The following is a 25,542-nucleotide window of genomic DNA, read 5'->3' on the forward strand; positions in this document are numbered from 1 at the left end:
ACGCGTCAGCACCGCGTACCGGCTTCAGGAGCAGCAGCTCGTCGAGCCCCGGCTGCCGCAGCTCGGAACCCCTCTGACCGGCACCCGCCCCGTCAGCACCGAACTCCGCCCGACGCCCTCTCCGCCTCGCCCGGCACCCAATCCGCCGGCACGGAACCCCGCTCGGCATCACAGGCCGCCCGCCCCCGACGCGTCAGCGCTGCGTGCGGGCTTCGGGAGCAGGCTGCCGCATCGGCGCCCCTGCCTTCGGCACCTCCTCCGCCCGCTCCGAACGTCGTGCCCCCTCCGCCCGGCGCCCTCTTCCCCTCGCCCGGCCCTCAATCCGCCGGCACCGAACCCCGCCCAGCCCCCAGACCCCTCACCCCTACCGCTCACCGCCGCGTACGAGCTCCCCGTGCCCCCGTCCCGGTCAGCCTCCCGCTCTCGCTCGTACCGTGTGGCAAAAGGGCCGCTGCCGTGAGGCCGGTGAGGGCCAGGGACGCCAGGGTGATCATCGCGGTGGCGTAGGCGCCCTTGGAGAGGCCGGCCACCAGGATCGTGCCCGCGATGGCCGTGCCGAAGGACGAGCCGAGGTTGGACACGCTGCGGGACAGGCCCGAGATCTCTCCTTGCCGTTCCTCGGGGAAGCTCGACTGGACGACGTTGACGGACGGGGTCAGCATCACGCCCAGGCCGAGGCCGATGAGGAGGAGCCCGGGGACGAACGCCCACGCGGTGGAGAAGCTCCCGGCCAGCACGATCAGCACCACCACACCGGCGATGGAGACGACGAACCCGGCCATGATGAGCGTGCGCTGGGCGTACCGGCGTGCCAGGCGCTCGGCGGACAACGAGGAGGCCAGCAGGCCCAGCGTGGCCGCCGTGAAGACGACACCCGTCTGGATGGCGTCGTAGCCGCGCACCACCTGGAGGTACGCGGCGACCGTGAACGACGTGCCCATGAGCACCAGCCACTCGATGTTCTGCGTGACGAGGCCGAGGTTGGACGTGCGGTCGCGGAACAGGCTCAGCGACAGCAGCGGCTCCCGGCCGGACGCCTCCTTGGCGCGGCAGGAGTGCAGGAACCAGGCCAGGACCAGGGCGCCGAGCACCAGCAGGCCGATCATGAGCCAGACGTTGTCGTCCGCGGCCAGGATTCCCATGACGACGAGGACGAGGCCGACGGCGGACAGGACCGCCCCGGCGGTGTCGAAGGAACGGGTCGGGTCCGGCGGCAGCGGGTCCTCGATGCGCCGGCTGAGCAGGACGATCACCGCGATCACGAGGGCCTGGAACACGAAGGCCGCCCGCCAGCTGATCCCGGTGGTGATGAGACCGCCGATCAGCGGCCCCGCCGCCGCCCCGACCCCGCCCAGCGCCATGACGACCCCGAAGGCACGCGCCCGCGAGGAGACGTCGGGGTGGAGGAGGGTGGTGAGGATGTACACGGGCGGGATCAGCAGCGCGGTGCCGACGCCCTCCAGGATCGAGTTGCCGAGGACCAGCACGCCGAGCCCCGGCGCGGCCGCGCTCAGCAGCGCCCCGACCGCGTAGACGACGAGCCCGGTCAGGAAGCAGCGTTTGCGGCCGAAGCGGTCGGTGAGTTTGCCGCCGGGGATCATCAGCGCGGCCATCACCAGCAGGAAGACCGTGATGACCACCTGCACGCCCTGGACCGTGGTGTCCAGGTCCTCGCTGATGTCGTTGATCATCACGTTCATGTTGGAGCCGGCGAAGCTGCAGATGAACTGGGCCAGGGCGAGGGCGGCCAGCACACGGCCGGGCCGTGCCGGACGCCCCGTCCCGGCCGTCGCGGTCACGGACGCCACCCTCCGGCCCTGTTCCGCGCCTTCTCCATTTCCTCGTCGAGTGCCATGGCCGCCGTGACCAGGGCGAGGTGGGTGAACGCCTGCGGGAAGTTGCCGAGTTGCTCGCCAGAGGGGCCGATCTCCTCGGCGAACAGGCCGACATGGTTGGCGTAGGTGAGCATCTTGTCGAAGGCGTGGTGGGCCTGGTCCAGCCGGCCGCTGCGGGCGAGTGCCTCGACGTAGAAGAAGCTGCACAGGTTGAAGGTGCCCTCGGAGCCGCGCAGCCCGTCCGGGGACGCGGTCGGGTCGTAGCGGTAGACCAGGCTGTCGCTGACGAGTTCCTCGCCCATCGCGTCGAGCGTGCTCAGCCAGTCGGGGTCACGGGGCGAGACGAAGCCCACCCGCGGCATCAGCAGCAGCGAGGCGTCCAGGACGTCGGTGTCGTAGTGCTGCACGAACGCCTGCCGTTTGTCGTGCCAGCCGCGTTCGACGATCTGGCGGAAGACGGCGTCCCGCGCGCCGGTCCAGCGGGCGGTGTCGGCGGGCCGGGAGAACCTGGTGGCCGCGCTGACACCCCGGTCGAAGGCCACCCAGGTCATCAGCCGGCTGTAGGTGAAGTCCTGGCGCCCGCCCCGGGTCTCCCAGATCCCCTCGTCGGGCTGGTCCCAGTGGTCGGCCAGCCAGTCCAGCACCTGGCTCAGGGAGTGCCAGCCCCGGATCGCGCCGATGTCCCCGCCGACGATCAGCGCGTCGGACGCCTCGCCGTAGATGTCGAGCTGGAGCTGGTCGGCGGCCGCGTTGCCGGCCCGCACCGGGCGGGATCCCCGGTAGCCCTCCAGGTGGTCGAGGGTCTCCTCGGTCAGATGGGGGTCGCCGTCGATGCGGTACATGATCTGGAGGGGGTCCGCCGAGGGCGGCCGGTCGGTCTCGATGCGCTCGCGCAGCCAGCGGCGGAAGGCGTGCGCCTCCTCGTGGAAGCCCAGGTCGATCAGTGCCCGGACGGACAGCGAGGCGTCCCGGACCCAGGTGTAGCGGTAGTCCCAGTTGCGCTCCCCGCCGATCTGCTCGGGCAGGCCCATGGTGGCGGCGGCGATGGGCGCTCCGGTGGGGGCGTAGGTGAGCAGTTTGAGGGTGATCGCCGACCGGTTCACGATGTCCTGCCAGCGGCCCCGGTAGGTGCACGAGCGCAGCCACGACTGCCAGAAGGCGCGGCAGGTCTCCAGGGCGTCGGCGGCCTTCTCCAGGGTCGGGCGGGGCGGGGCCGGGTGCCCGCCGGGCGTGCTGGTGAGCACGACCGCCACCGCCTGACCGGCGGAGAGGGTGAAGCGGGCGCTGATGTCGTTTCCGTCCTCGTGGAAGACGACCCCGTCGGTGGACTGGAGGTGCAGGTCGGTGCCCGGGCCGCGGAAGACCGCGGAGTGCTCGTCGGGCCGCTCGAGGGTGTGCGGGGCGCGGCCGTAGTCGAAGCGCGGCTGACAGCTCAGCGCGAAGGGCAGACTGCCGCGTACGACCCGTACGACCCGCAGCAGCCGGTGGACGCCGGTCGGGGTGGAGGAGTCGTCCGGGACCATGAAGTCGGCCACCTCGCCGACCCCGCCGGGCGCCATGAAACGGGTCACCAGGACGGCCGTGTCGGACAGGTACAGCTGCCGGACGGTCATGCCGTCGTCGTCCGGGTACTCGGCGGCCAGCCGGCAGTGGCCTCCTCTCTCACCGTCCAGGAGGGAGGCGAAGACACTGGGCGAGTCGAAGCGGGGTGTGCACCACCAGTCGACGGTTCCGTCGGACGCCACGAGGGCGGCGGTCTGGAGATCGCCGACCATGCCGTGCTCCGCGATGGGCGGGTACCGGTTCACCTGGTCCCCCTGTTCGGTGCGGGAACGCCGTCACGTGACGGCGGGGACCGTCACGGACCTGTGCACGCCCAGCGTTCGCCACCCCTCGGGCGATCGCCTCACCCTCGGGGGGTGATAGCGGTCGAGGAGCCCGCGCGGGCCGCCGGGCCGGGGCCGTCGTCACGGCGGTCGGGTCGTCCGGGCCGGGTCGCGTGGCGGGCGGGGAAATGCTCTCCTGGAAGGAGCCGCAGGAGAACACGCCGATGCGTCCCAGCCGGAGTTCCGCTCACTTCGCCGCCCGGTCGGCCGCCCCGACCGGAACGGGTGGGGGACTGCTGCCCACCCGGGATCTCGCGGCCGCCTGGTCGCTCGTCATCCTGATCGCGGTCCCCGCCTGGGTGCTGACGATCGGTCAGGCCCGGGACATGGGGGTCGAGCCCGGCACCATGGGGATGGCCCTGCCGCTGTTCCTGCTCCTGTGGGCGACGATGATGGCGGCCATGATGCTGCCGTCCATGGCGCCGGTGGCCATCACCTGGGTCCGGGGCATCGGCCGGCAGACCTCCGGCTGGGCCCGGACCGCCCGGACCGCCGAGTTCGCCGCCGGATATCTGCTGGTGTGGACGGCGTCAGGGCTGCTCACCTACGCGGCGCTGGCCCTCACCGACAGTCTCCTGGACGACCACCCCACGGTCGGCCGCTGGATCGGCTCGGCTGCCTTCCTGCTCGCGGGCCTGTACCAGCTGGGCCCGTTGAAGTCCGTCTGCCTGCGGCACTGCCGTGACCCCCTGGGCCACCTGGTGCACTATTCCGGCTTCCGGGGACCCGCCCGCGACCTGTGGGTGGGCCTCCATCACGGCGCCTACTGCGTCGGCTGCTGCGCCGGCCTGATGGTGGTCCTCGTTCCGCTGGGCGTGATGAACGTGGCGGCGATGGCCGGGCTTGCCGTGGTGGTCTTCCTGGAGAAGCTGTGGTCCCGGGGTCCGCTGCTCGCCCGCGCCATGGGCGTCGTGTTCCTCGTGCTGGCGGTGCTCGCGCCGTTCCAGGACTGGCTGCTGCCGGGGCTGCGGGACTCGATGCCGTCGATGGACGACATGTGATCCCGGCGCCGGGTTCCCCACCGGCGGAACGAGGTGCAAGCTGGAAGGGAGACCGTCTCCCGATCCCGGGACCGGGCTCGGTACACCCGGTCTCGCCACTCCGAGTGAGCCTCCTGGGCTCGGCAGGAGGGAAGCGAGATGACAGAACAGGCCACCACCGCGACGCGCTGGCACCTGACCGGCGACTGGTTCGATGTGTGCAAGTGCGCCATCCCCTGTCCGTGCACGTTCGCCCAGCCCCCGACCTACGGCGACTGCGAAGGCGTCCTGGTCTGGCACATCAGGGAAGGCAGCTACGGCGACGTGCGTCTCGACGGCCTCAACGTCCTGATGCTCGGCACCTTCACGGGCAACGTCTGGGCGGGCGAGCACAGCGACCCCTACGCCGCCGTCTTCCTCGACGAACGTGCCGACGAACAGCAACGCGGTGCTCTCGGGGCCGTGTTCGGCGGCGAGGCGGGCGGCTGGCCGGCGCGGTTCGGACAGATGCTGCACCCCGAGATCCGCGGCATGGACGTCGCCCCCATCCACGTCGAGCTGGACGACGACCTCGCCACCTGGCGGGCCGAGATCCCCGGCCGGGTCACGGCGGCCGCCGAGGCGCTCACCGGCCCGACCACCGCGGACGGCGCACGCGTCCAGGTCCACAACGCGCCGGGCGCCGAGGTCGGACCGGGCCAGGTCGCCACCTGGGGCCGGGCCACCGTCGACCGCGCGGACGCGTTCGGCTTCTCCTGGGACCGCTCCGGAAAGTCGAGCAAGCACTTCCCCTTCGACTGGACCGGCCCCGACTGACCCGCCCGGCAGCCCGGGAGGGCCCGGCTACACCGGGTCCGTGGCGAACAGGTCGAGGTGTCCGCACTTGGGGCAGCGGAACGCCACGATCTGGCGCCGGGGGCGGCCCATCCGCTTGGCGCCCCCGAAGATCCCCCGCTCCAACGCGCCCTCGATCCACCGCGCGTAGCCGCGGGCGTGCTCCCCGGCGTCCTCGATGAAGCCTTCCGACAGGCCGACGGTGCCGCAGTGCGTGCAGGTGAGGTCATCCATTCCGCGAGTGTAGGAAACGGTACCGGCCGGATACCCGGTGGCCCTACGTCGTCGCCGTGGCCGGTACCGGCGTCGGACGTGGTGCCTTCGCCCGGTGCGCCCTCCTCAGGAACGGCCGCTCGATGACGTAGTAGGAGAGCAGCGCCATCAGCAGCGTGAGCACCACCGTCGCCGCCAGGCGGCCCTCCTGGACGCCGAGGGAGGCGAGGAGCCGTACGACCGGGTAGTGCCAGAGGTAGACGCCGTAGCTGAGGTTGCGGCCCACCCAGGCGAGCGGGGTCAGGGCCAGCAGGCGGGACAGCGCGGTCTCGGGCCGCAGTTCCAGCGCCGCGACCAGCGTGGCGGACAGGACCGCCACCACCAGGAACCCGATCGTGTAGTAGGCGGCCGTCCAGCGGCCGAGATCCTCCGTCACCGGCACCTGCCACGCGACGAGGGCCAGCAGTCCGAGCGCCGGCCAGGCCAGCCTTCCGGTCCAGGTGCGCAGGAGGGCCAGGCGCGGGTCGTCGGCCCGCAGCCGCGCCAGGGCCACGGCGACGAGGGCGCCGGCGAGCAGCTGGTCGGCGCGGGTGTCGGTGCCGTTGTAGATGCGGTGGGCCGCGTCGGGGTTCCACAGGACGCAGCGCCACAGCAGCGGCAGCACGCACAGGGCCGCGGTGCCCAGCAGCACCGTCCGGGCCCGGAACCTCCGCAGCAGGAAGATCAGGGCGAGCGGCCACAGGAAGTAGAACTGCTCCTCCACGCCGAGGGACCAGGTGTGCGCGAGCGGCGCGGTGAGGTCGGAGTAGGGGCCGGACTCCATGGCCCGTACGACGTTGGTGAGGAAGGCCGCGGACAGGCCCGCCGCCTCCAGCGAACCCTCGAAGCCCCACAGCGAGGTGGTCGTGCCGAGCACCGCGCAGACCGCGCACACGGCCAGCATCGCGGGCACCAGCCGCAGCCAGCGGCGCCGGTAGAAGGACGGCAGGGAGATGCCGCCGCGGCGGACGTACTCGGCGAGCAGCAGGCGGGTGATGACGAAGCCGCTGATGGTGAAGAAGACGTCGACGGCGACCGCGCCGCCGGGCAGGGCCTCGGGCTCCACATGGTGGACGATCACCAGCGCGACCGCGAGGGTGCGCAGGCCGTCGAGGCCTCCCACCCGTCCGGTGCGGGAGACCGCGGACGGAAAACCCCGGCTCGCACGGGGTGCGACCGGGGCTGGGGGTCTACGGGCGTCGACCGCCGTGTCCGTTCCCTCCCGCTCCGCTTCCGTCACGTCCGTCGAGTCCGGTGCCTTCGCCATGAAAGAGATCGCTTCTCACCTGCCGGCTGATTCGAGTAATCCCGGTGCGCCTAACCGGAAATCACGCTGACATGCCTCGCTGGGCGTCAGCTGTGGCGAATCACCGCGGAACCACAGGTCAGAAACAGGGTGGGCTCAGTCACACCCGGCACGGTGGCCGTATCCCACCGCATGCGGAATCCGCCGGGGCGGGCATGTGCGCCGACCGGCAGGGCTCGCGGCGAGGGCAGGCGAAAGCGCACCGGCGCCGACGGGCAGCACGGGTGTGGCATGGCGTGGTGCGCAGAGAACTGCGGAGGGAGCTAGGCCGCTTCCGGCCGTGGGAAGGTCTCGTCCTCGTCGTCCCCGAAGTCCGGGGCCTTGAAGGGGTCGATGGTGAGGGGCGGCAGGGCCGCGGGGGTGCGCTGGGACTGCCCTTCGGGGGCGGAGAACAGCGAGTTCAGGTCGATGGGAGGAGCTCCTTGCTGCTTACAGCTTGGTCATCTTCGAGTACGGACTCAGGATCCTCATCTGCGACGAGCCGAAATCGACGAGTACCGCGATTCCGTCCTCGACACCGAGCACCCGGCCGAGGCCGTACATGTCGTGCGTGACCTGGTCACCCACGGCGAAGTGCTTGGGCGCGGGCGCGACCGGGGCCTTGAAGGGGCTGGTGGGCAAATGACGCTTCGGTGCGGCAGGTTTAGTCATCGTCCTCAGTATGCGCCCACGACCCCCCACCCGTCGCCGCTTGTCCAGGACCGTTGCGAAGACGGGATGCGGGACGTCAGGCTCGCCACCACGGCGCGTCCGGGCTGTGGGCCGGGAGCGCCTTGGCTCTGGCCAGGATCTTCCGGTCCAGGGGCCGTACGAGAGAGCGCAGCTCACGCGCGCTCTTTCTCGGCAGCGCGTGCAGCACGGTTTCGAGGTGGCCGCGGAAGTCGACGCCGTAGCAGCCGCACGTCGGGATGGCGCAGTCCTCGTCCGCGAGGGCGTTGAGAAGGTGTCTCAGGGGGCCGTGGGCCAGGGTCTTCCAGTGCCAGAAGGCCTCCTCCGTGGCCTCGGACCGGAAGCGGACCCGTTCGAGCCGGCGCAGGTCGGCCGCGCAGGATCCGGAGAGGCCGTCGATCGGCGGGTACCGCCGCCGACCGGGCGTGCGCTGTGTCAGGTCGCCCCGCAGGGCTGAGGGGCGCCTACGCGGCACTGCCCCTTCGGGTGTCGGCCATGGGGGGAACGTACAGAACGTCGTGGCCGGTGACCACCGGGTTTCACCGGCCGCCGAAGCCCGGTTCTCAGCGGACCGGGAAGCCGAAGACGTACCCCTGGTCGCGGAGTCGGGGGAGGAGTTCGCGCAGGGCCTGCACCGTCTCGGCGCGGTCGCCGCCCGCGTCGTGGAAGAGGATCGTCGGACCGTTCGGGAGTTCGTGCTCGACCGTGGCGACGATCGCGGCCGTACCCGGGCGCTCGAAGTCCTTGGAGTCGACGTTCCAGCCCAGCGGGCGCATGCCGCGCGAGGCGGCGAGCTTGCGGCTGTACGGGGTGAAGGCGCCGCCCGGGGCCCGGTAGTACATCGGCCGCACCCCACCGGACGCCTCGGTGATCATGCGCTCGGCGTCGAGGATCTGCTGGGACTGGTAGGCCTCGGACTTCTTGTCCATGGTGGTGTCGTGGGACACGGAGTGGTCGCACAGCCGGTGCCCCGCCGCGACCACCTTCTTCACCAGGTCCGGGTGGGCCTGGGCCTGCGTGCCCACCATGCAGAACGTCGCCTTGACCCCGTACTCGCGCAGCACGTCCAGGACTTGGGGCGTCCAGGCCGGGTCGGGGCCGTCGTCGATGGTGATGTTGACGCCGTGCGCGCCCTTGTCCGAGGCGTGCACGATCGTCACGTCGACCGGCTTGACCGCACGGGCCGGCCCGGCCGACGTCGAGGTCTTCGGGGATGAGCCCACGGCACCGGCCTGCGCGGTCCACATCGAGGCGCCGGCGGCGAGCAGCGTCACTCCGAGCGCCGCCCCCAGCACCTTGCCGTACCAGCCCCGCCCACCGTGCCGTGCCATGTCCGCCCCGCTCTCCCGCAGTTGCTCACCCGTGCCGATACACACACAACGATCGGCCGGTCGTCTTGCGACAACTGGCAGGACGAGCGGGGGCGGTCATGGGATGCGTCCGTTACCGATCAAGGACAATCCCGGGGTGGTTCCCGGACAACCGGGAACGGGGCGACTGACCGACTGCCCGACCGTCCAAGGGGGTTCGTCAGGCGGTCGCCGCGGAAGCGGCCGGGGTCGCGGTCCCCTGCCCGGCCTCGGCCGCCCGGCGCTCCCGCCACCACGAGGCCCCCCAAGCGAGCACCGCTCCCCCGACCGCGTACGCGCTCAGCACCCACAGGGCGCCCGCCGTCGCGTGGCCGGAGAAGTACGCCGTGTTGCGGACCAGGGTCGTGCCCGCCCCCGGCGGCAGCGCCTGGCCGATCGCGCTCCAGAAGGGCGGCAGCAGCGGGGCCGGGTACACACCGCCCGAGCTCGGGTTGCCGAGGACCACGAACAGCAGGATGACCAGGCCCGTGCCGAGCAGCCCCAGCAGGGTCTGGAGGGCGAGCGCCGTCGCCGCCGAGGCCATGACGACCAGGGCGCCGATCGCGCTCAGCGCCCAGAAGTGCCCGCTCAGCGAGTCGAAGACCGGGCCCACGATGATCGCTCCGGCCACGCCCGAGACCACCGCGTACAGGACGAGGGCCCCCAGCCGGATCAGGGTGCGCTGGCGGTTGGCCGGGCGGGAACCCGCGGCCATGCCCATGATCGTGGCGGTCAGGTAGCCGCCGATCACCCAGCCGAGGACGAGGTAGAAGGACGTCATGCCGCGGCCGTCGCCGGGGTTGGGGGGCCGGATGTCCGTCACCGAGATCCGGCGCTTCTCGGACGCCTCGATCTTCTGGGCGATCTGGGTGGCCGTCTGGGAGACCGACGGGCCGCCCGCCGAGGCGACCAGGAGGGTGTCCTCGGTGCCCTGCGCGTTGAAGACGAAGGCCGCGTCCGTCCTGCGGGTCATGACCCAGTCGCGGGCTTCGGCCGTGCTCGAAGCCGTCGTGGCCTTCACGGGGTTGCCGTCCAGCGCGTTGAGCTGGGCGACGATCTTCGCGGCGGCCTGCTGGGGAGCGACCACCGCCACGGGGATGCGGTGGGGGGTGGGGGAGTGGAAGGCGCCTACGTACGAGAGCACGAACGCCAGCTGGACGAGGAGGCCGCCGAGGACCAGGCCGAAGGCCCGGAAGGTCACGGCGTCCTTGAACTCGGCTGCGAAACCGGGGGACTTGGGGGCCGGCTCCGTGGTGGGTCTGCCGGCGGAGGGGGTGGAGGGTGCGTTCACGGGCGCATCGTCGCACAGGTGGGTGAACGTACTGTTCCGTTTACCGCACAGCATGAAGGGTGCAATTCAGGCATTGGGTGACCGGCCCCGACGGCACCGCCGGGCCACGTCCTGCGCTCCGCCCGGGACGGACTGCTCCGGCAGCCCCAACCCCGCCCGGGAGGAACTACTCCGGCAGCCCCAACTCCGCCCAGATCGTCTTCCCCGTGGCCGTCTGCCGGCTCCCCCACCGCTCCGCCATCTGCGCCACCAGCAGCAGTCCCCGTCCGCCCTCGTCGAACACCCGCGCCCGCCGCAGATGCGGGGCGGTGCTGCTGCCGTCGGACACCTCGCAGATCAGCGTGTTGTCGCGGATCAGCCGCAGGACGATCGGTTCGGCGCCGTAGCGGACCGCGTTCGTGACGAGTTCGCTGACGATCAGTTCCGTCGCGAAGGACGCGTCCCCGAGGCCCCACGCGGTGACCTGCTCGCTCGCCGCCTTCCGGGCCCGCGACACCGCGGCAGGGTCATCGGGCAGGCGCCAGGTGCGGACCTGCGCGGAGTCCAGGGCGGAGGTGCGGGCCAGCATCAGGACGATGTCGTCGGCGGGGCGGGCCGGCAGGACCGTCCGCAGGACCCGGTCGCAGGTCTCCTCCAGGGGACCCGCGGCGTCGGCCAGCTCCGCGCGCAGCAGGTTCAGGCCGACCTCTATGTCGCGGTCCGCCGCCTCGACCAGGCCGTCGGTGTAGAGGGCCAGCAGACTGCCCTCCGCCAGTTCCACCTCGACGGACTCGAACGGCAGGCCGCCGAGACCGAGCGGCGGCCCGGCCGGCAGGTCCAGGAAGCGGACCTCGCCGGCGGGGGTGACCACGGCCGGCGGCGGGTGGCCGGCGCGGGCCATGGTGCAGCGGCGCGCGACCGGGTCGTAGACGGCGTAGAGGCAGGTGGCGCCCACCTCGCTCGGGGTCGGGGCCTGGATCGCCGGGTCGTCGCGGGTCTCCGGCCCCTCCTCCCGGTCCAGCCTGACCACCAGGTCGTCGAGCTGGGTGAGGAGTTCGTCGGGGGCGAGGTCCACGTCCGCGAGGGTGCGCACGGCCGTCCGCAGCCGGCCCATGGTCGCCGAGGCGTGGATGCCGTGGCCCACCACGTCCCCGACGACCAGGGCGACCCGGGCGCCGGAGAGCGGGATGACGTCGAACCAGTCGCCGCCGACGTCCGCGCCGGAGCCGGCCGGGAGGTAGCGGTAGGCCACCTGCATCGCCGCGAGGTCCGGCGGCCGCTCGGGCAGCAGGCTGCGCTGGAGCGCGAGCGCGGTACGGCGTTCGTGGGTGTACCGGCGGGCGTTGTCCACGCTCACCGCCGCCCGCGCGACGATCTCCTCCGCGAGCAGCAGATCGTCCTCGGTGAACGGCTCCGGCCTGCGGTGACGCATGAAGTGCACCAGGCCGAGGGTGACCCCGCGGGCCCGCAGCGGCACCATCATCACCGAGTGGATCATGTATTTGGCCACGGTCTCGGCGCGGGCCGGGGACGACTCGATCCACTTCCGCATCCCCGGGTCCCCGGACGCCGGGCGGGTGCCGCGGCCGGCGATCAGGGCCCGCATCGGGGGTGTGCCGACCGGGTAGAACGTCGTCCCGCCGGACGGCACCACCGACTCCGGGCAGCCCTCCAGGACCGAGCGCTGCGCGGTCCGCCGTACGGTGACCGGCCGGTCCGGCGGCACCGGCTCCGGTTCGTCGCCGAGCGCCACCGACTCCAGCAGGTCCACGGTGACGAAGTCCGCGAAGCCCGTCACGGCCACCTCGGCCAGCTCGTCCGCGGTACGGACGACGTCCAGGGTGCTGCCGATGCGCAGGCTCGCCTCGTTGAGGACGGCGAGGCGGCGGCGGGCCCAGTACTGCTCGGTGGTGTCGAACACGGCCGCGGACATGCCCCGTACCGTGCCGGCCTCGTCCTTCAGCGGCGACAGGAACATCGACCAGGCGTGGCCGCGGACCTCGCCGGGCGCCTGGCCGTAGTTCTCGTGGAAGACCGGCTCGCCGGTGCGCAGGACCTGCCGCTGGAGGCGGTCGTACTCGTCGAAGGGCGGGGTGGGCTCGATCTCCCACAGGGTCAGACCGCGCATCTCCGCCACGGTCCGGCCCATCACCCGGGTCATGATCTCGTTGGCCGTCACCAGGCGGGCCTCGGTGTCGTAGACCGCGACCGCCACGGGCAGCTGTGCGAGCGTGAGGTCCCACAGGGCCTCCGCGGTCGGCTCGGCGGGCTGGTACACGCGTTCTTGGGCGGCGGGGGTGATCAGCCACGGCCGCGCGTCGTCGCCGTCCGTGAGCGGTGTCCCCGTCAGCCGTACGACGACACGCTCGCCCTCGCGGTGTCGCAGCGCCACCTCGGTGGCCCAGCGCCGGCCCTCGGCGATGTTGCGGCGCGCGGACTCGGGCAGGTCGGCCGCGAGCAGCTCGGCCGCCGGGCGTCCCACGACCTCCGCGGCCTCGTAGCCGAGCAGCTGCCGCGCCCCGGAGTTCCACACCGCGATCGTCCCGCCGGCGTCGACCACCACCGCCAGGTCCTCGGGCACGGGTCCCTCCCGGGCGCCTGCGGAAGTACCGAACCTGCCGTCCATCCTCCCAGCCTCCCGCCACGCGGCTCCCGGCTCAAGCGATGGCGGCGGCCACGAACGGAACGGACGGATCCCGGGCCGGTGGAGAGTCGCGCAGGCGCGGCCTCCCGTGCCGGTCCGGGGGCGGTGCGCCTGAGGGCCTCGGGCCGCCAATGAGCAGGGTGCGTGGCCGCGCGCCGTACGGGGGTCGGAGGCGCGGCCACGCACCCGGTGGAGCGGGTCAGCCCAGCGGGGTGTCGGCCCAGGGGAGGGACGCCGACGGGTCGTTGAAGGCCTCCTGGCGCGGCGGCCGGACCTCGTGGCAGGTGAAGCCGAGGCGGGTCAGGGCCCGGGACACCTCGTTGGCGGTGAAGTCCCGGCGGTCCTGCCGGGTGATGACCTGGCCGACCTGCTTGACCGGGTACACCTGGGCGCCCACGGTCACGCACGGTCCGGTGGCGGGTTCGGGCTCGACGCCCTGCATCGACCTCTCGACCTCGCTCATGGTCAGGTCGAAGGGGAAACGGGCGATGACGATGCGCATGGCACCTCCACGGGGAGCGGTCGGACGGGGACGGTGAGAACGCCCAGGGTGCGGCCCTGTTCGTCTCCTTCTGGGAGTGGCTGGTGACGGCTAGCGGGGGGTGCGCGCGGGACGGCGGCGGCCCCGGGCGGAACGGCTGCCGCGGCCGCGCGCCCCGGCCCCGGTGCGCTGCGCGGGCTCGGCGGCGGCCGGCGCGGGGAGGGTGACGGGCACGCCGGAGGGGGTGCGGGCGCCGGTGATGCGGTTCAGCTCGGCCTCGCCCGGGCGGACCCGGGTGATCCGGGCGCTGACACCGGCGTCGGACATCAGACGGTCCACCGCGCGCCGCTGGTGCGGCAGGACCAGGGTGACGACGGTGCCGGACTCGCCGGCGCGTGCGGTACGGCCGCCGCGGTGCAGGTAGTCCTTGTGGTCGGCGGGCGGGTCGAAGTTGACGACGAGGTCGACGTCGTCGACGTGGATCCCGCGGGCCGCGACATTGGTGGCCACCAGGACGCTGACCTGGCCGTCCTTGAACTGCCCGAGGGTGCGGGTGCGCTGCGGCTGGGACTTGCCGCCGTGCAGCGCCGAGGCCCGGACCCCCACCGACAGCAGGTGCTTGGCCAGCCGCTCCGCCGCGTGCTTGGTGTCCAGGAACATGATCACGCGGCCGTCGCGGGCGGCGATCTCGGTGGCGGTGGCGTGCTTGTCGTCGTCGCGGACGTGCAGCAGGTGGTGCTCCATGGTGGTGACGGCGCCCGCGGACGGGTCGACCGAGTGCACCACCGGGTCGTGCAGGTAGCGGCGGACCAGCAGGTCGATGTTGCGGTCGAGCGTGGCCGAGAACAGCAGCGTCTGACCGTCCGGGCGCACCTGGTCCAGAAGGTAGGTGACCTGCGGCATGAAGCCCATGTCGGTCATCTGGTCGGCCTCGTCGAGGACGGTCATGCGGACCTGGCCGAGCTCGCAGTCGCCGCGCTCGATGAGGTCCTTGAGCCGTCCCGGCGTCGCGACGAGGAGCTCGGCTCCGGCCCGCAGTGCGGAGGCCTGGCGGCCGATCGACATGCCGCCGACCACGGTGGCCGCGCGCAGGCGCAGTGCCCGTGCGTAGGGGGTGAGGGCGTCGGTGACCTGCTGGGCCAGCTCGCGGGTCGGGACGAGGACCAGGGCGAGGGGGCGGCGGGGCTCGGCGCGCTGTCCGTCCAGGCGGGCCAGCAGCGGCAGCCCGAAGGCGAGGGTCTTGCCGGAGCCGGTGCGTCCGCGGCCCAGGACGTCGCGTCCGGCCAGGGAGTTCGGCAGGGTCGCCGCCTGGATCGGGAAGGGCTCGGTCACGCCCTCGGCGCGCAGCGCGGCCTGGAGCCGGTCGGGCAGGTCGAGGTCGGCGAACGCCTCCACCGCGGGCAGGGCCTCGGTGAGCGTGGTGGGCAGGGTGAACTCGCCGCGGGGGGCGGATGCCGTACGGGGGCGCTGGTGGCCGGTGCCACGGGAGCGGCCGCGGGACGTGTTCGTCCCGGTCTTGCCTGCGTTACCTGCGCTACCGGTGTTCCCGGTGCGACGGGTGCGGTTCATGGCTGGGGAACCTTCCTCGATGCGTGCGGCACGTGTCGAGGAATTCCTCCGAGGCGCGGCGAAACCGCACGAGAATTCGCAAGAAAGAGCCGGGGAGAAAGCAATGCAAACAGTTGCGGGCAATGGGCTGGGGCCCGCACCCAAGAGTGCGGGCCCCAGCCGTAAAACTGCGTCAGCGTCAGGCGGGAACGATGTTCTCGGCCTGCGGGCCCTTCTGGCCCTGCGTGACGTCGAAGGTAACCTTCTGGCCTTCCTGAAGCTCGCGGAAGCCGGAGGTGGCGATGTTCGAGTAGTGCGCGAACACGTCAGCGCCGCCGCCGTCCTGCTCGATGAAGCCGAAGCCCTTTTCCGCGTTGAACCACTTCACGGTGCCAGATGCCATATTGAATCTCCCTAAGGGGCAGTGCCGGGATCCGCACTTTACGGATTCCGAGTCGCCGCGATGATCACCCCTCCGGTAAGACCCGGAAAGACCCGGAGAGCTTCGTGAAGAATCTCCGGAAACCAAAACTGCAACTTTTATCACGGTAACACACCGTAGATGCGCGGAGCCAAGTCGTCCGCAATTCTCGGCCGGTCCCCTCCGAAAATCTCGCCGCGCCCCGTCCGTGATTCTGCTGCGGCTGCGACAGTTATTCGTCCAGCCGGCGGCGCATCTCCTCGTTCTGGCGGAGCGCGTCGTCGAGCCGGTTCTCCAGGTCGATGATGCGGCAGGCCGCCTCGATCGGGGTGCCCTGGTCGACGAGCTCGCGGGCCCTCGCGGCGATGCGGAGCTGACCGCGGGAGTACCGGCGGTGGCCGCCCTCGGAGCGCAGCGGGGTGATCAGTTCCGCCTCGCCGATGGCCCGCAGGAAGGCGGGGGTGATGCCGAGGATGGCGGCGGCCCGGCCCATGGTGTAGGCCGGGTAGTCGTCGTCGTCCAGACGGTCGGCGGACATGGCACCTTCGTTTCGGGGGCGCGGGGGCCCGTCGACCCGACACCGCGCTCGAAAGGACCGGACACCGACGGGTTCCGTTCCCGTCCCAGGGGTGCCCGGATGGACACAACCCTAACGTCGCCCCACCCGGAAATGTGACGCCGCCCCAACAGTTTTCCACCGACCGCGCGAACCGGCCCCGGCAGACCAGAAGGAGACGGACCCCTCACCCGACCGGCGCCCCCGAGGCACCACGCCCACGCCCCGTCGTGCCGTCGAGTGGCCCCCGCAGGTCCTCACCGCGGGTCATCTCGTGACGACCCGGTGCGCGCCGGTCCGTCAGGTCCGTTACGACCTGGTGTGCGCCCGGGTGCGGCGGCGGGTGCCGGCCCGGCCGGGAGGACCCTGTCCGATGGTCCTCGCCGTGTCATACGCTGCACTTTCGGCGGCGTCCGCGCACCCCCGTCCGGTGAGGGGACCCGCCGCCGGTCACCTCCACCCGGTGGGCGCCGGGTGTCTCGGGGAGGGGGCAGCTCACCGTGCGCGGGTTCGTGCCGCCGGAACCGAGACCGTGATCCGTCCCTCTTCCCCTTGAGGGCGGGCGGTTGTGTACGACATCTAGCGAAGTGGCCGACAGTGAGACAGATACTCCAGCGGATCGACGCACGGACGGGCCTCTGGGCCGCGGTGGGGGCCGTGGGCCTCGGCCTCTTCGTCGCGCTGGAGTTCGCCGCGCGCGGCTACGGTCTCGAGGGGCCGCTGACCACGCTGGTGCGCGAGACGGTCCTCCCGCCGAAGTCGGGGCCGCTGCTGTACGCCGGACTGGCGCTGACGATGGTGGTGATGACCTGGCGGCAGCGGTTCATCGCGCTCGGCACGGCGATCGCCATCGACCTGGGCCTCCTCCTGGTCCGCTGGGTCCTCGGCGTCGAGGTGACCCACGGCCACCCCTTCGGCAACGGCGCACTGTGGGTGGTCCTGGGCTGCGGAGTCCTCGCCCTCACCCGCCGCACCGGCCCGGAACGCGTGCTGCTGCTGAAGGGCGTCGGCCTCGGCCTGGTGCTGATCGCCGGCCGCAAGCTCGGCGACACCTGGCTGGTCATCACCGCGAAGAGCCGCCCGCAGGTGCTCGACCCCTATCTGGCGGCCGCCGACCACGCGCTCGGCAACCCCTCCTGGCTGATGGGCCGGCTCGTCACGGCGACCGGGGCGATCGGCTTCAACTTCCTCGACACCATCTACGGCCAGCTCGCGGTCGCCGCCGTGGTCGTGGCGCTCTACCAGCTGCGCAACGTGGCCGTCGAGCGCCGCTTCCCCCGCCACCACCTGGTGCGGACCTTCCTGCTGATCGGCCTCCTCGGCCCGGCGATCTACATGATCTTCCCGGTGGTGGGCCCGGTCTTCGCCTACGGCACCGGCACCGACCACTGGGCGTCGATCGCCCTGTGGTCCCCGCAGATACCGAGCGACGGACACTGGGCGGTGGCGAACCTGTGGCCCGAGACCCCGCCGCCGATATCCGCCCCGCACTCCATACCCTTCGACACCGTCACCCCCCGCAACTGCATGCCCAGCCTGCACACCGCCTGGGCCACCGCGATCTTCATCCACTCCCGCAAGGGCCCGCGCCTGCTGCGCGTCGCCGGCACCTTCTGGCTGATCGCCACGCTCTGCGCCACGCTGGGCTTCGGCTACCACTACGGCGTCGACCTCATCGCCGGTGTGGTCTTCACCCTCACCATCGAGACGGCCGTGCGCACCTACGACCGCGGCTGGGACCCGGCCGGGCTCCGGCTGACGGCCTACGGCACGGGGATCTTCACGGCACTCCTGCTGTCGTACGCTCTGCTGCCGGTCCAGATGGGCGAGAACCCCTGGCTGGCCGGCCCGCTGCTCCTGCTGGCCATGCTCTCCGTGATCTACGGCTACGTCCGGACCGTCGCCCGCTGGGACACGGCCCAGGTGCCGGTGCGGGAGCCGCAGCCGCACCCCGAACCGGCGTGAACCCCGCCCGGAACCAGCGGGAACCGCGCCCGGATCAGCCCCCCACCCGCTCGATCCACTCGCTGCCGCCCAGCGGATAGTCGTAGCCGGGCCGCCCCACGTCGGCGCTGGTGCGGAACGGGCGGCCCGCGTTGTCGATGTGCACGGTCCCGCTGCGGTCGCCGCTGGACCAGTCCAGGGTGAGGTCCCAGCGGACGTCGTGCGCCGTGGTGTGCGCGGTGACGTAGAAGACCTCCGGGTCGGACTCGCTGACCTTGTACGGGAAGGCGCGCTGGCCGTTCTTCACGGTGACCGCGGGGCTGCCGCTGTCGAGGGCGATGTCGAACGACTTGGTCCCGACCCCGCCGCCGCAGCCGACGCCCATCGCGTAGTCGTTCCAGGCGAGCGGCGCGTTCCTGCTGAGGACGCGGACGTGCAGCGCGTTCAGGACGACGGTCTCCGCCCCGGTGCCCTGGACGGTGAGCGCGATGCGCTGCTCACCGGAGGAGACCGCCCCGTACGCGGCCGCCCAGCGCGGGGCGTCCTGCTCACTCGCCGGCGGGCCCACCTGGGCGGGCTCGCTGTCGACGAGGAAGTGCTGGCTGCACGGGCTGTCGTAGACGTAGGGGCGGGTGGCGACGGCGAGCGGGGCGCCGGTGGCGGACGGCCGGGCGGCGGGTTCGCCGGCGCTCCGTGAGGCCCCCGACCCGGAGTCCGCGGCCGGGCCGGTGGGGGAGGCGGACACCGACGGGGACGGTCCGGACCCGCCGCGGACCGCGGACGGGGTGGGGGAGGGCTCCCGGCCGGGGTCGGCGGCCCGGGTGTCGACGATCGTCGGTGCCGTGGAGTCCCCGGCGCGGAGACCCGTCGGGCGCAGGGCGTACGCGACGCCTCCGAGCGCGGCGACGAGAGCGACGGAGGCGATCAGCACGGTACGGCGACGGTGGGGCCAGGAGGAACGGCGGGGCGGGGTGCCGTCACCCACCGGGTCGATGACGACCGGGTCACCGGAGTCGCTGTGGCCGTCGCCGTCGCCGTCGCCGTCGCCGCCGTCCCCGTTTCCGTCGCCCGCGTGCTGCGTGGCACCCGCGTTCTCCGCGGCCTGCGCGCTCTCCACGGCGGCTTCGCCCGCCCGATCCGCCCTCCGACCGCGGGCCGCGTCCGCCAGGATCCAGCGGCGGTGCAGTTCCACCAGCTCCTGCGGGGTCGCCTTGCAGACCCGGGCGAGCCGCTCGACGGGTGCGTACTCGACCGGCACCGCGGTGCCGTTGCAGTAACGGTGCAGGGTCGACGTACTCATGTGCAGGCGCTTGGCGAGCACGCCGTAGCTGAGTCCCGAGCGGTCCTTCAGCTCTCGCAACAGCTCCGCGAACGCCTCCGGCTCTCCGGCCCCGGTTGCCCCTGACACCTGTACCCCTCACCCCTGGCGTCCCGGGAACGCATTCCAAGGGCACCGCATTCTTGCTGGTCAAAGCCCGTTTCGGCGTTCCAGCGTCCCCAACTGCCCGCTGGGTGTGGCGGTTGGGACGGATCACCTTCCAAGCTCCGGTCATCCAATCACCACCGCCACCCGAACTCCCAAGGGGCACAGCAGACATGTCGAACCTCCGCACCTCCCGCACCCGTCTCGTCGCCGCCGCGGCCGGCACCGTCCTCGCGGCGCTCGCCCTGACCGCGTGCGGCGACGGCACGGGCACCCAGGACGAGGGCGCCGCGACCAAGAGCCCCTCCGCCTCCGCGAGCACGGACACCGGCGCCAGCACCCCGGAGGGCGCGCCCCGCACGGACTCCACCGCCGCGGCCCCGACCGCCGCGTCCGGCGCCCGGCAGGCCGCGTCGAAGACGTCCAGCGCCAGCCGCACCCCCAAGACCGGCTCCTCGACCGGCAAGTCGACCGGCTCCTCGGCGGCGACCACCCCGGTCACCTGCGAGGGGTCGAACACCAAGACGGTCGCGGCCCCGCTGACCCGTCCCGTGAACCACCTGCTGCTGACCGTGACCAACACGGGCAGCAGGACCTGCTTCCTCTACGGCTACCCGGCCGTCCGGTTCGACGAGGCCCAGTCCGTGCCGCCGGTCATCGAGGACTCGCAGCCGCAGGCGGTGGTCACGCTGGAGCCGGGCCAGTCCGGCTACGCCTCCGTGAACCTGTCCGCCACCGACGGCAGCGCCGCGCACGGCCACACCGCGAAGTCCCTGACCGTCTGGTTCCAGGGCCGCTCCCTCAGCGGCAGCGTCGGCAGGAGCGCGACCCCGGCCCTGCCCGCGAAGGGCGTCTACGTCGACGACTCGCTCAAGGTCACGTACTGGCAGCAGGACATGGACGACGCCGTCTCCTGGTGACCCGCCCCCTCACTCGGTGACCCGCCCCCCTCACTCGGGGGAGCCGGTCAGTTCGTGGAGCTCGGCGGCGAAGAAGCGGGCCGGGTCGAAGCCCAGGCCCGTGAAGTGGCCGGCCAGTTCCAGGGACAGCGCGCCGTGCAGCCGGGTCCAGAACGTCAGGGCCCGGTGCAGGACGGCGGCCGGGGCGGGGTGGCCCTCCGCCCAGTCCCGGTGTTCTTCGAGGTACTCGTCGAACGGGGTCGCCGGGCGGTCCTCGGGCAGCCGGGCGCAGGCGTCCAGGAGCGGCGCCATGATCTCCCGTGCGATCGCGGTGATGTCGTCGGGCGCGTGATAGCCGGGGACGGGCGTGCCGTAGACGAGGAAGTAGCGGTGCGGGTCGTCCAGGGCCCAGGTCCGCAGGGCGTGGGCCAGCGCGGTGACGTCGGAGCCGGTCCGCACGGTCGCCGCGAAGGTGTCGGCGAGGCTGCGGTACGCGTCCCGGACCAGCTCGGTGATCAGCTCGTCCCGTCCGGCGAAGTACCGGTACAGCGCGGGGCCGCTCATGCCCATCTGCTTGGCGATCGCGTTGAGCGAGAGCGCCGACGCGCCGGCCGTGGCGATCTGCTCCCACGCCCGTTCCTTGATCTCCGCCTGGACCTGGGCGCGGTAGCGCTCGCGGGGGGTCTTCGCTTCCGAGTTCACCATAGTTAGAGGTTATCACTGAAGTTATTGACACTTCCGATGGGCGGTTATAGCTTCTAACCAACGCGAAGACAGCTAACCGCCAATCAACTCTTCGGAGGGGTGTCGCCATGAGCACCGAGGAACTCGTCGAGGTCGTCCTGCCGGGCAAGGTCGAGCCGGAGGGGCTGCGGATCCGGCGCGGGTCCGTGCCCGCCGCGGGCCCCGGCCAGGTCGTGATCCGCATGGAGGCGACCGGCGTCTCCTTCGCCGAGCAGCAGATGCGGCGGGGCCGCTACTTCGACCAGCCGCCGTTCCCCTTCGTGCCCGGCTACGACCTCGTCGGCACCGTCCTCGCGACCGGCGAGGGTGTCGCGCCGGAGCTGGCCGGCGCCCGGGTGGCCGCGCTGGTCAAGGTCGGCGGCTGGGCCAGCCATGTCGTGGTCGAGGCGGCGGACGTGGTGCCGGTGCCCGACGGGATCGGCGCGGCCGAGGCGGAGACCCTCGTGGTCAACGGCATCACCGCGTGGCAGATGCTGCACCGCAAGGCCCGGGTCAAGGCTGGGCAGACCGTGGTCGTGCACGGCGCCAACGGCGGGGTCGGCTCGGTCCTGGTCCAGCTCGCCCGGGCCGCGGGCGCCCACGTGATCGGCACGGCCTCCGAGCGCCACCACGACGCCCTGCGGGCTCGCGGAGTCGTCCCCGTCGACTACCGCGCCGCCGACCTGCCCGCCCGCATCCGCGCACTCGCCCCGCAGGGCGGTGTGCACGCCGTGTTCGACCATGTCGGCGGCCGCGGCATCGTCGACTCCTGGCGGCTGCTGGCCCCCGGCGGCACCCTCGTCGCCTACGGCACCGCCGCCACCCGGGACGCCGAGGGCTCCCAGCAGTGGCCCGTGCTGAAGCTCCTCGGCCGGGTGTGGCTGTGGAACGCGCTGCCCAACCGCCGCCGCGCGTACTTCTACAACGTGTGGGCCGGCAAGGCCCTGGCCAGGAACCGGTTCCGCGCCCGGCTGCGCGCCGACCTCACCCAGGTCTTCGCCGCCCACCGGCGCGGCGAGATCAGCGCCCAGATCGCCGCCCGGCTGCCCCTCGCCCAGGCCGCCGACGCCCTGCGGCTGGCCGAGTCGGGCACGGTCGTCGGCAAGGTCGTCCTCACCCCGTGACACGCCCCCAGGTGGGCTATCCGGGCTGTTCGAGGCTGTTCGCCCCATAACGTACGGATATGATGAGATTTCATATCTCCTACCTGGCCTGCGCCGCGGCGATCATCGGTGCGGCCCTGACGGCCGCCCCGACCGCCGCCGCCCATCAGACGACGCATCAGACGAGGCATCAGACGACCCGTCTGGTCTTCCCGGGACAGTCGATCCAGCGGGCGGTGGACGCCGCCCAGCCCGGTGACACCGTCCTCGTGACCCCCGGCACCTACCGCGAGAGCGTCACGGTGAGCACCCCCGGCCTCACCCTGCGCGGCACGGGCCGCGAGACCGTCATCGAGCCCGGCACCACCAAGGCCGCCGACAGCTGTGCCGAGCACGGCAACGGCATCTGCGTGCTCGGGACCAAGGACCGCGACGTCGAGGGCGTCACCGTCGCCTCCCTCACCGTGCGGAATTTCACCGGGACCGGCGTGTTCGCCATGGCGACCGACGGCCTGACCGTGCGGAACGTCACCGCGGTGAACAACGGCGTGTGGGGGATCGCCCAGGAGCGTTCGGTGCGCGGGCTGTTCGTCAAGAACACCGCCAGGGACAACGGCGACGCCGGCCTGTTCCTCGCCAACACCATCAAGGAGGAGGCGGGCGCCGCCGACACCCAGGGCACCGTCGTCGAGCACAACCGCCTGGAGGGCAACCGGATCGGCATCACCGTCCGGCGCCTGCGGAACCTCACCGTCGCCGAGAACCACCTCACCGGCAACTGTGCGGGCGTCTTCGTCGTGGGCGACGAGAACAAGCCGCGGGCCGGCGCCCTGACCGTGCGCGACAACACCGTTGCGGACAACAACAAGTCCTGCCCGGCGACCGCACGGCTGGAGGCGCTCCAGGGCTCCGGCATCGTGCTCACCGGCACCGAGGACACCCTGGTGACGGGCAATCACGTCACCGGCAACGCCGGCACCTCCTCGCTGTCGGGCGGCATCGTCCTGTTCAAGAGCTTCGTGGGCACCCCCGGCGAGCGGAACCGGATCACCGACAACACGCTGGAGGGCAACGCCCCGGCCGACCTCGTCGACACGGACACCGGACACGACAACACCTTCACCGGCAACGCCTGCACGGCGTCCCGGCCCGCCGGACTCTGCTGACCCGCCGTGACCATCAGACAAAACGAAGAACTCGACAAGGGAGGACGGCCCATGACGGCCGTACAGACCGCCACCCCGCCGTCCATGCGGCTGCGGGAGCTCGTGTTCGGGGCGGCCTGCGCCGCCGCCCTGCGTGCGGCCGCCCGCCTGGGTGTCGCCGACGCCCTCGACGACACCCCCCTGGCCGTCGAGGACCTCGCGGCCGAGGTGAAGACCGAACCGAAGACGCTACGACGGCTGCTGCGCGCCCTGTGCTGCTACGGCATCTTCGCCGAGCAGCCGGACGGCAGGTTCGCGCACACCGACATGTCCCGGCTGCTGCGCGAGGACGACCCGCACAGCCTGCGCGCCATCGCGCTGTGGTGCACCGAGCCGTGGACCTGGCAGGCGTGGCCGATGCTCGACGAGGCCGTGCGCTCGGGCCGCAGCGTGGTGAAGGACCTGTTCGGCAAGGAGTTCTTCACCTACCTCAACGAGGACGCCCCGGAGTCCGCCGACGTCTTCAACCGGGCCATGACCACCTCCAGCGTGCAGTCCGCGCGGGACGTGGCCGAGCTGCTCGACCTGTCGGGGAGCAGCTCGGTCGCCGACATCGGGGGCGGCCAGGGGCATGTGGTGGCGAGCCTGCTGGAGAAGCACCCCGGCCTCCACGGCACGCTGCTCGACCTGCCGCGCGTGGTGGCCAACGCCGATCCGCGGCTGCGCGACGGGGGCGCCCTCGCGGACCGGATGCGGCTGGTGCCCGGCGACTGCCGTGAGGCCGTCCCGGTCAAGGCCGACGTCTACATCATCAAGAACATCCTGGAGTGGGACGACGAGAGCACCACCCGTCTCCTGCGCAACGTCGTCGAGGCGGGCGGCCCGGGAGCGCGGGTCGTGGTCATCGAGAACCTCGTCGACGACTCGCCCTCGCTGCGGTTCAGCACCGCGATGGACCTGATGCTGCTCCTCAACGTCGGCGGGGCCAAGCACACCACCGAGTCCCTGACCGGCCGTCTGACCGAGGCGGGCCTGGTCATCGACGACATCCGCCCGGTCAACCCCTATCTGCACGCCTTCGACTGCACGGTCCCGAGCTGACCTCGGGCACCGGTTCCGCAACGCCGCTCGCCGGGCACACGACGGTGTGTGCCCGGCGAGCGGCGGTGGTTCAGGAGCGGGCGTCCCGCTCCCAGGTGTAGAAGCAGCGCGCCATCGCGTCCTTCGGCGAACGCCAGGTCGCCGGGTCGTACGCGGTGACGTACGCCGACAGCCGTTCGCTGATGTCCCGGAACTCGGGGTGTCCGGCCGCCTTCGCGATGGCGGGTCCGGGGTCCTGCTCGGACTCGATGAGGTGCAGGTACACGTCGTCGAACTGGAAGAGGCTGCGCCGCGCGACCCCCACGAGGTGGGGGAGTTCTCCCCGGTCTGACTCCTCGAACACCTTGGCGATGTCGAGGGCCGACTCCGGGGCCATGCGGGCGACGATCAGGGACTGGTGCATCGTCGGGTCTCCGTCCCGGTCAGTCGGACAGCACCGAGACGGGCCGGCGCTCGCCGGCCTCCTTCTCGATGCGGTCCCGGATCAGAGCCATCTGGACCTTGGAGTTCCGGTTGATGTTGTCCGTCATCCAGTCGTCGTCCACCGGGGCGTCCGGGCGCATCGCGAAGTCCTGCGTCCAGACCATCCGGGTGCCCTCGGGCACCTTCTCGTACTGCCACACGATGTTCATGTAGGCGAACGGCCCGGTCTCGACCCGGCGGGCGCGCACGGTGAGCGTGTCGCGGTCCGCCTCCCGCTCCGAGACCCAGCTCCACACCTTGCCGTTGTCGTCGGGGTGCATGGTGAGCCGGAAGGTGGTCCGGTTGCCCTCCTGGGAGAGGATCTCGGCGGAGGCGTACTCGCTGAACAGGTTCGGCCAGTTCGCCACGTCGTTGGTCATGTCCCAGACCAGGTCCAGCGGGGCCCCGATGGTGACCTCGTTCTGCGTGTGTCCGGTCATGTCAGGCTCCCGCGAGCAGCGCGCTGTTGACGAGGTCGAGGAACTGCCGAGGGGTCTTGCACTTCTCGGCGTCGGGCGGCATCGGCGTGCCGTAACGGTTCTCCAGCTCGCCCACGATGCCGAGCAGGCCCAGCGAGTCGAGGCCGAAGCTGTCGAAGCCGGAGTCGCTGAGCTGCTGGAGGTCCTCCGGGGCGACGGTGATCCCGGCGGCCTTCTTCATCAGCCCGGCCAGCTCTTCCACGGTGATGCGCTCACTCATACGGTTGTCTCC

25 protein-coding genes are annotated in these 25,542 nt (G+C 72.1%); 7 read left to right on the plus strand and 18 right to left on the minus strand.

Annotated features, from left to right (window positions below; genetic code table 11):
- Window positions 1-371: 371 nt before the first annotated feature.
- Window positions 372-1,799, minus strand: coding sequence for an MFS transporter (locus AQJ54_RS30205; protein ID WP_248845462.1), 1,428 nt, complete (start codon window positions 1,797-1,799; stop codon window positions 372-374).
- Window positions 1,796-3,643, minus strand: a complete 1,848-nt coding sequence (locus AQJ54_RS30210) for a glycoside hydrolase family 15 protein (protein ID WP_062025880.1) — start codon at window positions 3,641-3,643, stop codon at window positions 1,796-1,798. The genes AQJ54_RS30205 and AQJ54_RS30210 overlap by 4 nt, the downstream gene beginning before the upstream one ends.
- A gap of 242 nt (window positions 3,644-3,885) precedes the next feature.
- Between AQJ54_RS30210 and AQJ54_RS30215 the strand changes: the two genes are divergently transcribed.
- Together AQJ54_RS30215 and AQJ54_RS30220 are read left to right on the plus strand one after the other, a co-directional pair.
- Window positions 3,886-4,722: a DUF2182 domain-containing protein gene (locus AQJ54_RS30215; protein ID WP_062243015.1), complete on the plus strand. Its 837-nt coding sequence runs from the start codon at window positions 3,886-3,888 to the stop codon at window positions 4,720-4,722.
- Between the two features lie 138 nt (window positions 4,723-4,860).
- On the plus strand, window positions 4,861-5,517 hold the full coding sequence (locus tag AQJ54_RS30220; protein ID WP_062242489.1) for a DUF1326 domain-containing protein: 657 nt from the start codon (window positions 4,861-4,863) through the stop codon (window positions 5,515-5,517).
- Between the two features lie 27 nt (window positions 5,518-5,544).
- On the opposite strand, the gene AQJ54_RS30225 is transcribed toward AQJ54_RS30220, so the two are convergent.
- From AQJ54_RS30225 to AQJ54_RS30275, 11 genes are all read right to left on the minus strand, one after another.
- Window positions 5,545-5,769, minus strand: a complete 225-nt coding sequence (locus tag AQJ54_RS30225; RefSeq protein ID WP_062025882.1) for a hypothetical protein — start codon at window positions 5,767-5,769, stop codon at window positions 5,545-5,547.
- A gap of 43 nt (window positions 5,770-5,812) precedes the next feature.
- Complete coding sequence (locus AQJ54_RS30230) at window positions 5,813-7,054, minus strand: acyltransferase family protein (protein ID WP_062242491.1); 1,242 nt, start codon at window positions 7,052-7,054, stop codon at window positions 5,813-5,815.
- Window positions 7,055-7,522: 468 nt separating this feature from the next.
- Window positions 7,523-7,744 carry a hypothetical protein gene (locus tag AQJ54_RS30235; RefSeq protein ID WP_028809078.1) on the minus strand — a complete coding sequence of 74 codons (222 nt, stop codon included), beginning with the start codon at window positions 7,742-7,744 and terminating at the stop codon, window positions 7,523-7,525.
- A gap of 76 nt (window positions 7,745-7,820) precedes the next feature.
- On the minus strand, window positions 7,821-8,237 hold the full coding sequence (locus AQJ54_RS30240) for a hypothetical protein (protein ID WP_062242493.1): 417 nt from the start codon (window positions 8,235-8,237) through the stop codon (window positions 7,821-7,823).
- Window positions 8,238-8,325: 88 nt separating this feature from the next.
- On the minus strand, window positions 8,326-9,093 hold the full coding sequence (locus AQJ54_RS30245; RefSeq protein ID WP_062242495.1) for a polysaccharide deacetylase family protein: 768 nt from the start codon (window positions 9,091-9,093) through the stop codon (window positions 8,326-8,328).
- A 199-nt stretch (window positions 9,094-9,292) separates the two neighbouring features.
- Window positions 9,293-10,402, minus strand: a complete 1,110-nt coding sequence (locus AQJ54_RS30250) for an ABC transporter permease (protein WP_062242497.1) — start codon at window positions 10,400-10,402, stop codon at window positions 9,293-9,295.
- A 166-nt stretch (window positions 10,403-10,568) separates the two neighbouring features.
- Window positions 10,569-13,007: a SpoIIE family protein phosphatase gene (locus AQJ54_RS30255; protein WP_062242499.1), complete on the minus strand. Its 2,439-nt coding sequence runs from the start codon at window positions 13,005-13,007 to the stop codon at window positions 10,569-10,571.
- 217 nt (window positions 13,008-13,224) lie between these two features.
- Window positions 13,225-13,527 carry an SCO5918 family protein gene (locus AQJ54_RS30260; protein WP_030319905.1) on the minus strand — a complete coding sequence of 101 codons (303 nt, stop codon included), beginning with the start codon at window positions 13,525-13,527 and terminating at the stop codon, window positions 13,225-13,227.
- Between the two features lie 90 nt (window positions 13,528-13,617).
- The gene (locus AQJ54_RS30265) at window positions 13,618-15,075 is read right to left on the minus strand and encodes a DEAD/DEAH box helicase (protein WP_062025888.1); all 1,458 of its coding nucleotides are present in this window, start codon (window positions 15,073-15,075) and stop codon (window positions 13,618-13,620) included.
- Window positions 15,076-15,253: 178 nt separating this feature from the next.
- Window positions 15,254-15,457 (minus strand): cold-shock protein, encoded by a 204-nt coding sequence (locus AQJ54_RS30270; protein ID WP_007383480.1) that lies wholly within the window; start codon window positions 15,455-15,457, stop codon window positions 15,254-15,256.
- Between the two features lie 250 nt (window positions 15,458-15,707).
- Entirely contained in the window at window positions 15,708-16,013 is a 306-nt protein-coding gene (locus tag AQJ54_RS30275) for a MerR family transcriptional regulator (protein ID WP_030319900.1), read from the minus strand.
- A gap of 615 nt (window positions 16,014-16,628) precedes the next feature.
- Here AQJ54_RS30275 and AQJ54_RS30280 point away from each other — a divergent pair.
- Complete coding sequence (locus AQJ54_RS30280) at window positions 16,629-17,996, plus strand: phosphatase PAP2 family protein (RefSeq protein WP_079070069.1); 1,368 nt, start codon at window positions 16,629-16,631, stop codon at window positions 17,994-17,996.
- A gap of 34 nt (window positions 17,997-18,030) precedes the next feature.
- On the opposite strand, the gene AQJ54_RS30285 is transcribed toward AQJ54_RS30280, so the two are convergent.
- Window positions 18,031-19,383 (minus strand): helix-turn-helix domain-containing protein, encoded by a 1,353-nt coding sequence (locus AQJ54_RS30285; RefSeq protein WP_062242501.1) that lies wholly within the window; start codon window positions 19,381-19,383, stop codon window positions 18,031-18,033.
- Between the two features lie 188 nt (window positions 19,384-19,571).
- Here AQJ54_RS30285 and AQJ54_RS30290 point away from each other — a divergent pair, with 188 nt between their 5' ends.
- Window positions 19,572-20,318 (plus strand): DUF4232 domain-containing protein, encoded by a 747-nt coding sequence (locus tag AQJ54_RS30290; protein WP_062242503.1) that lies wholly within the window; start codon window positions 19,572-19,574, stop codon window positions 20,316-20,318.
- Between the two features lie 30 nt (window positions 20,319-20,348).
- On the opposite strand, the gene AQJ54_RS30295 is transcribed toward AQJ54_RS30290, so the two are convergent.
- Window positions 20,349-21,002 (minus strand): TetR/AcrR family transcriptional regulator, encoded by a 654-nt coding sequence (locus AQJ54_RS30295; RefSeq protein ID WP_062242505.1) that lies wholly within the window; start codon window positions 21,000-21,002, stop codon window positions 20,349-20,351.
- 107 nt (window positions 21,003-21,109) lie between these two features.
- On the opposite strand from AQJ54_RS30295, the gene AQJ54_RS30300 reads away from it, so the two are divergent.
- The 3 genes from AQJ54_RS30300 to AQJ54_RS30310 are packed head-to-tail and all read left to right on the plus strand — an operon-like array spanning window position 21,110 to window position 24,369.
- Entirely contained in the window at window positions 21,110-22,144 is a 1,035-nt protein-coding gene (locus AQJ54_RS30300; RefSeq protein ID WP_062242507.1) for a medium chain dehydrogenase/reductase family protein, read from the plus strand.
- Window positions 22,145-22,203: 59 nt separating this feature from the next.
- Window positions 22,204-23,289, plus strand: coding sequence for a right-handed parallel beta-helix repeat-containing protein (locus AQJ54_RS30305; protein WP_062242509.1), 1,086 nt, complete (start codon window positions 22,204-22,206; stop codon window positions 23,287-23,289).
- Window positions 23,290-23,340: 51 nt separating this feature from the next.
- Complete coding sequence (locus AQJ54_RS30310; RefSeq protein WP_062025894.1) at window positions 23,341-24,369, plus strand: methyltransferase; 1,029 nt, start codon at window positions 23,341-23,343, stop codon at window positions 24,367-24,369.
- 70 nt (window positions 24,370-24,439) lie between these two features.
- Here AQJ54_RS30310 and AQJ54_RS30315 read toward each other — a convergent pair whose 3' ends face one another.
- From AQJ54_RS30315 to AQJ54_RS30325, 3 genes are read right to left on the minus strand one after another with little or no spacing between them, the layout of a single operon-like run.
- A complete protein-coding gene (locus AQJ54_RS30315) occupies window positions 24,440-24,772 on the minus strand; it encodes a TcmI family type II polyketide cyclase (protein ID WP_030319878.1) in 333 nt (110 codons plus the stop codon).
- A 19-nt stretch (window positions 24,773-24,791) separates the two neighbouring features.
- Entirely contained in the window at window positions 24,792-25,271 is a 480-nt protein-coding gene (locus AQJ54_RS30320; protein ID WP_062242511.1) for an SRPBCC family protein, read from the minus strand.
- 1 nt (window position 25,272) lies between these two features.
- The gene (locus tag AQJ54_RS30325; protein ID WP_020134378.1) at window positions 25,273-25,530 is read right to left on the minus strand and encodes an acyl carrier protein; all 258 of its coding nucleotides are present in this window, start codon (window positions 25,528-25,530) and stop codon (window positions 25,273-25,275) included.
- Window positions 25,531-25,542 lie beyond the last annotated feature (12 nt).

The organism is Streptomyces griseorubiginosus (assembly GCF_001514195.1).
Lineage (GTDB): Bacteria > Actinomycetota > Actinomycetes > Streptomycetales > Streptomycetaceae > Streptomyces > Streptomyces griseorubiginosus.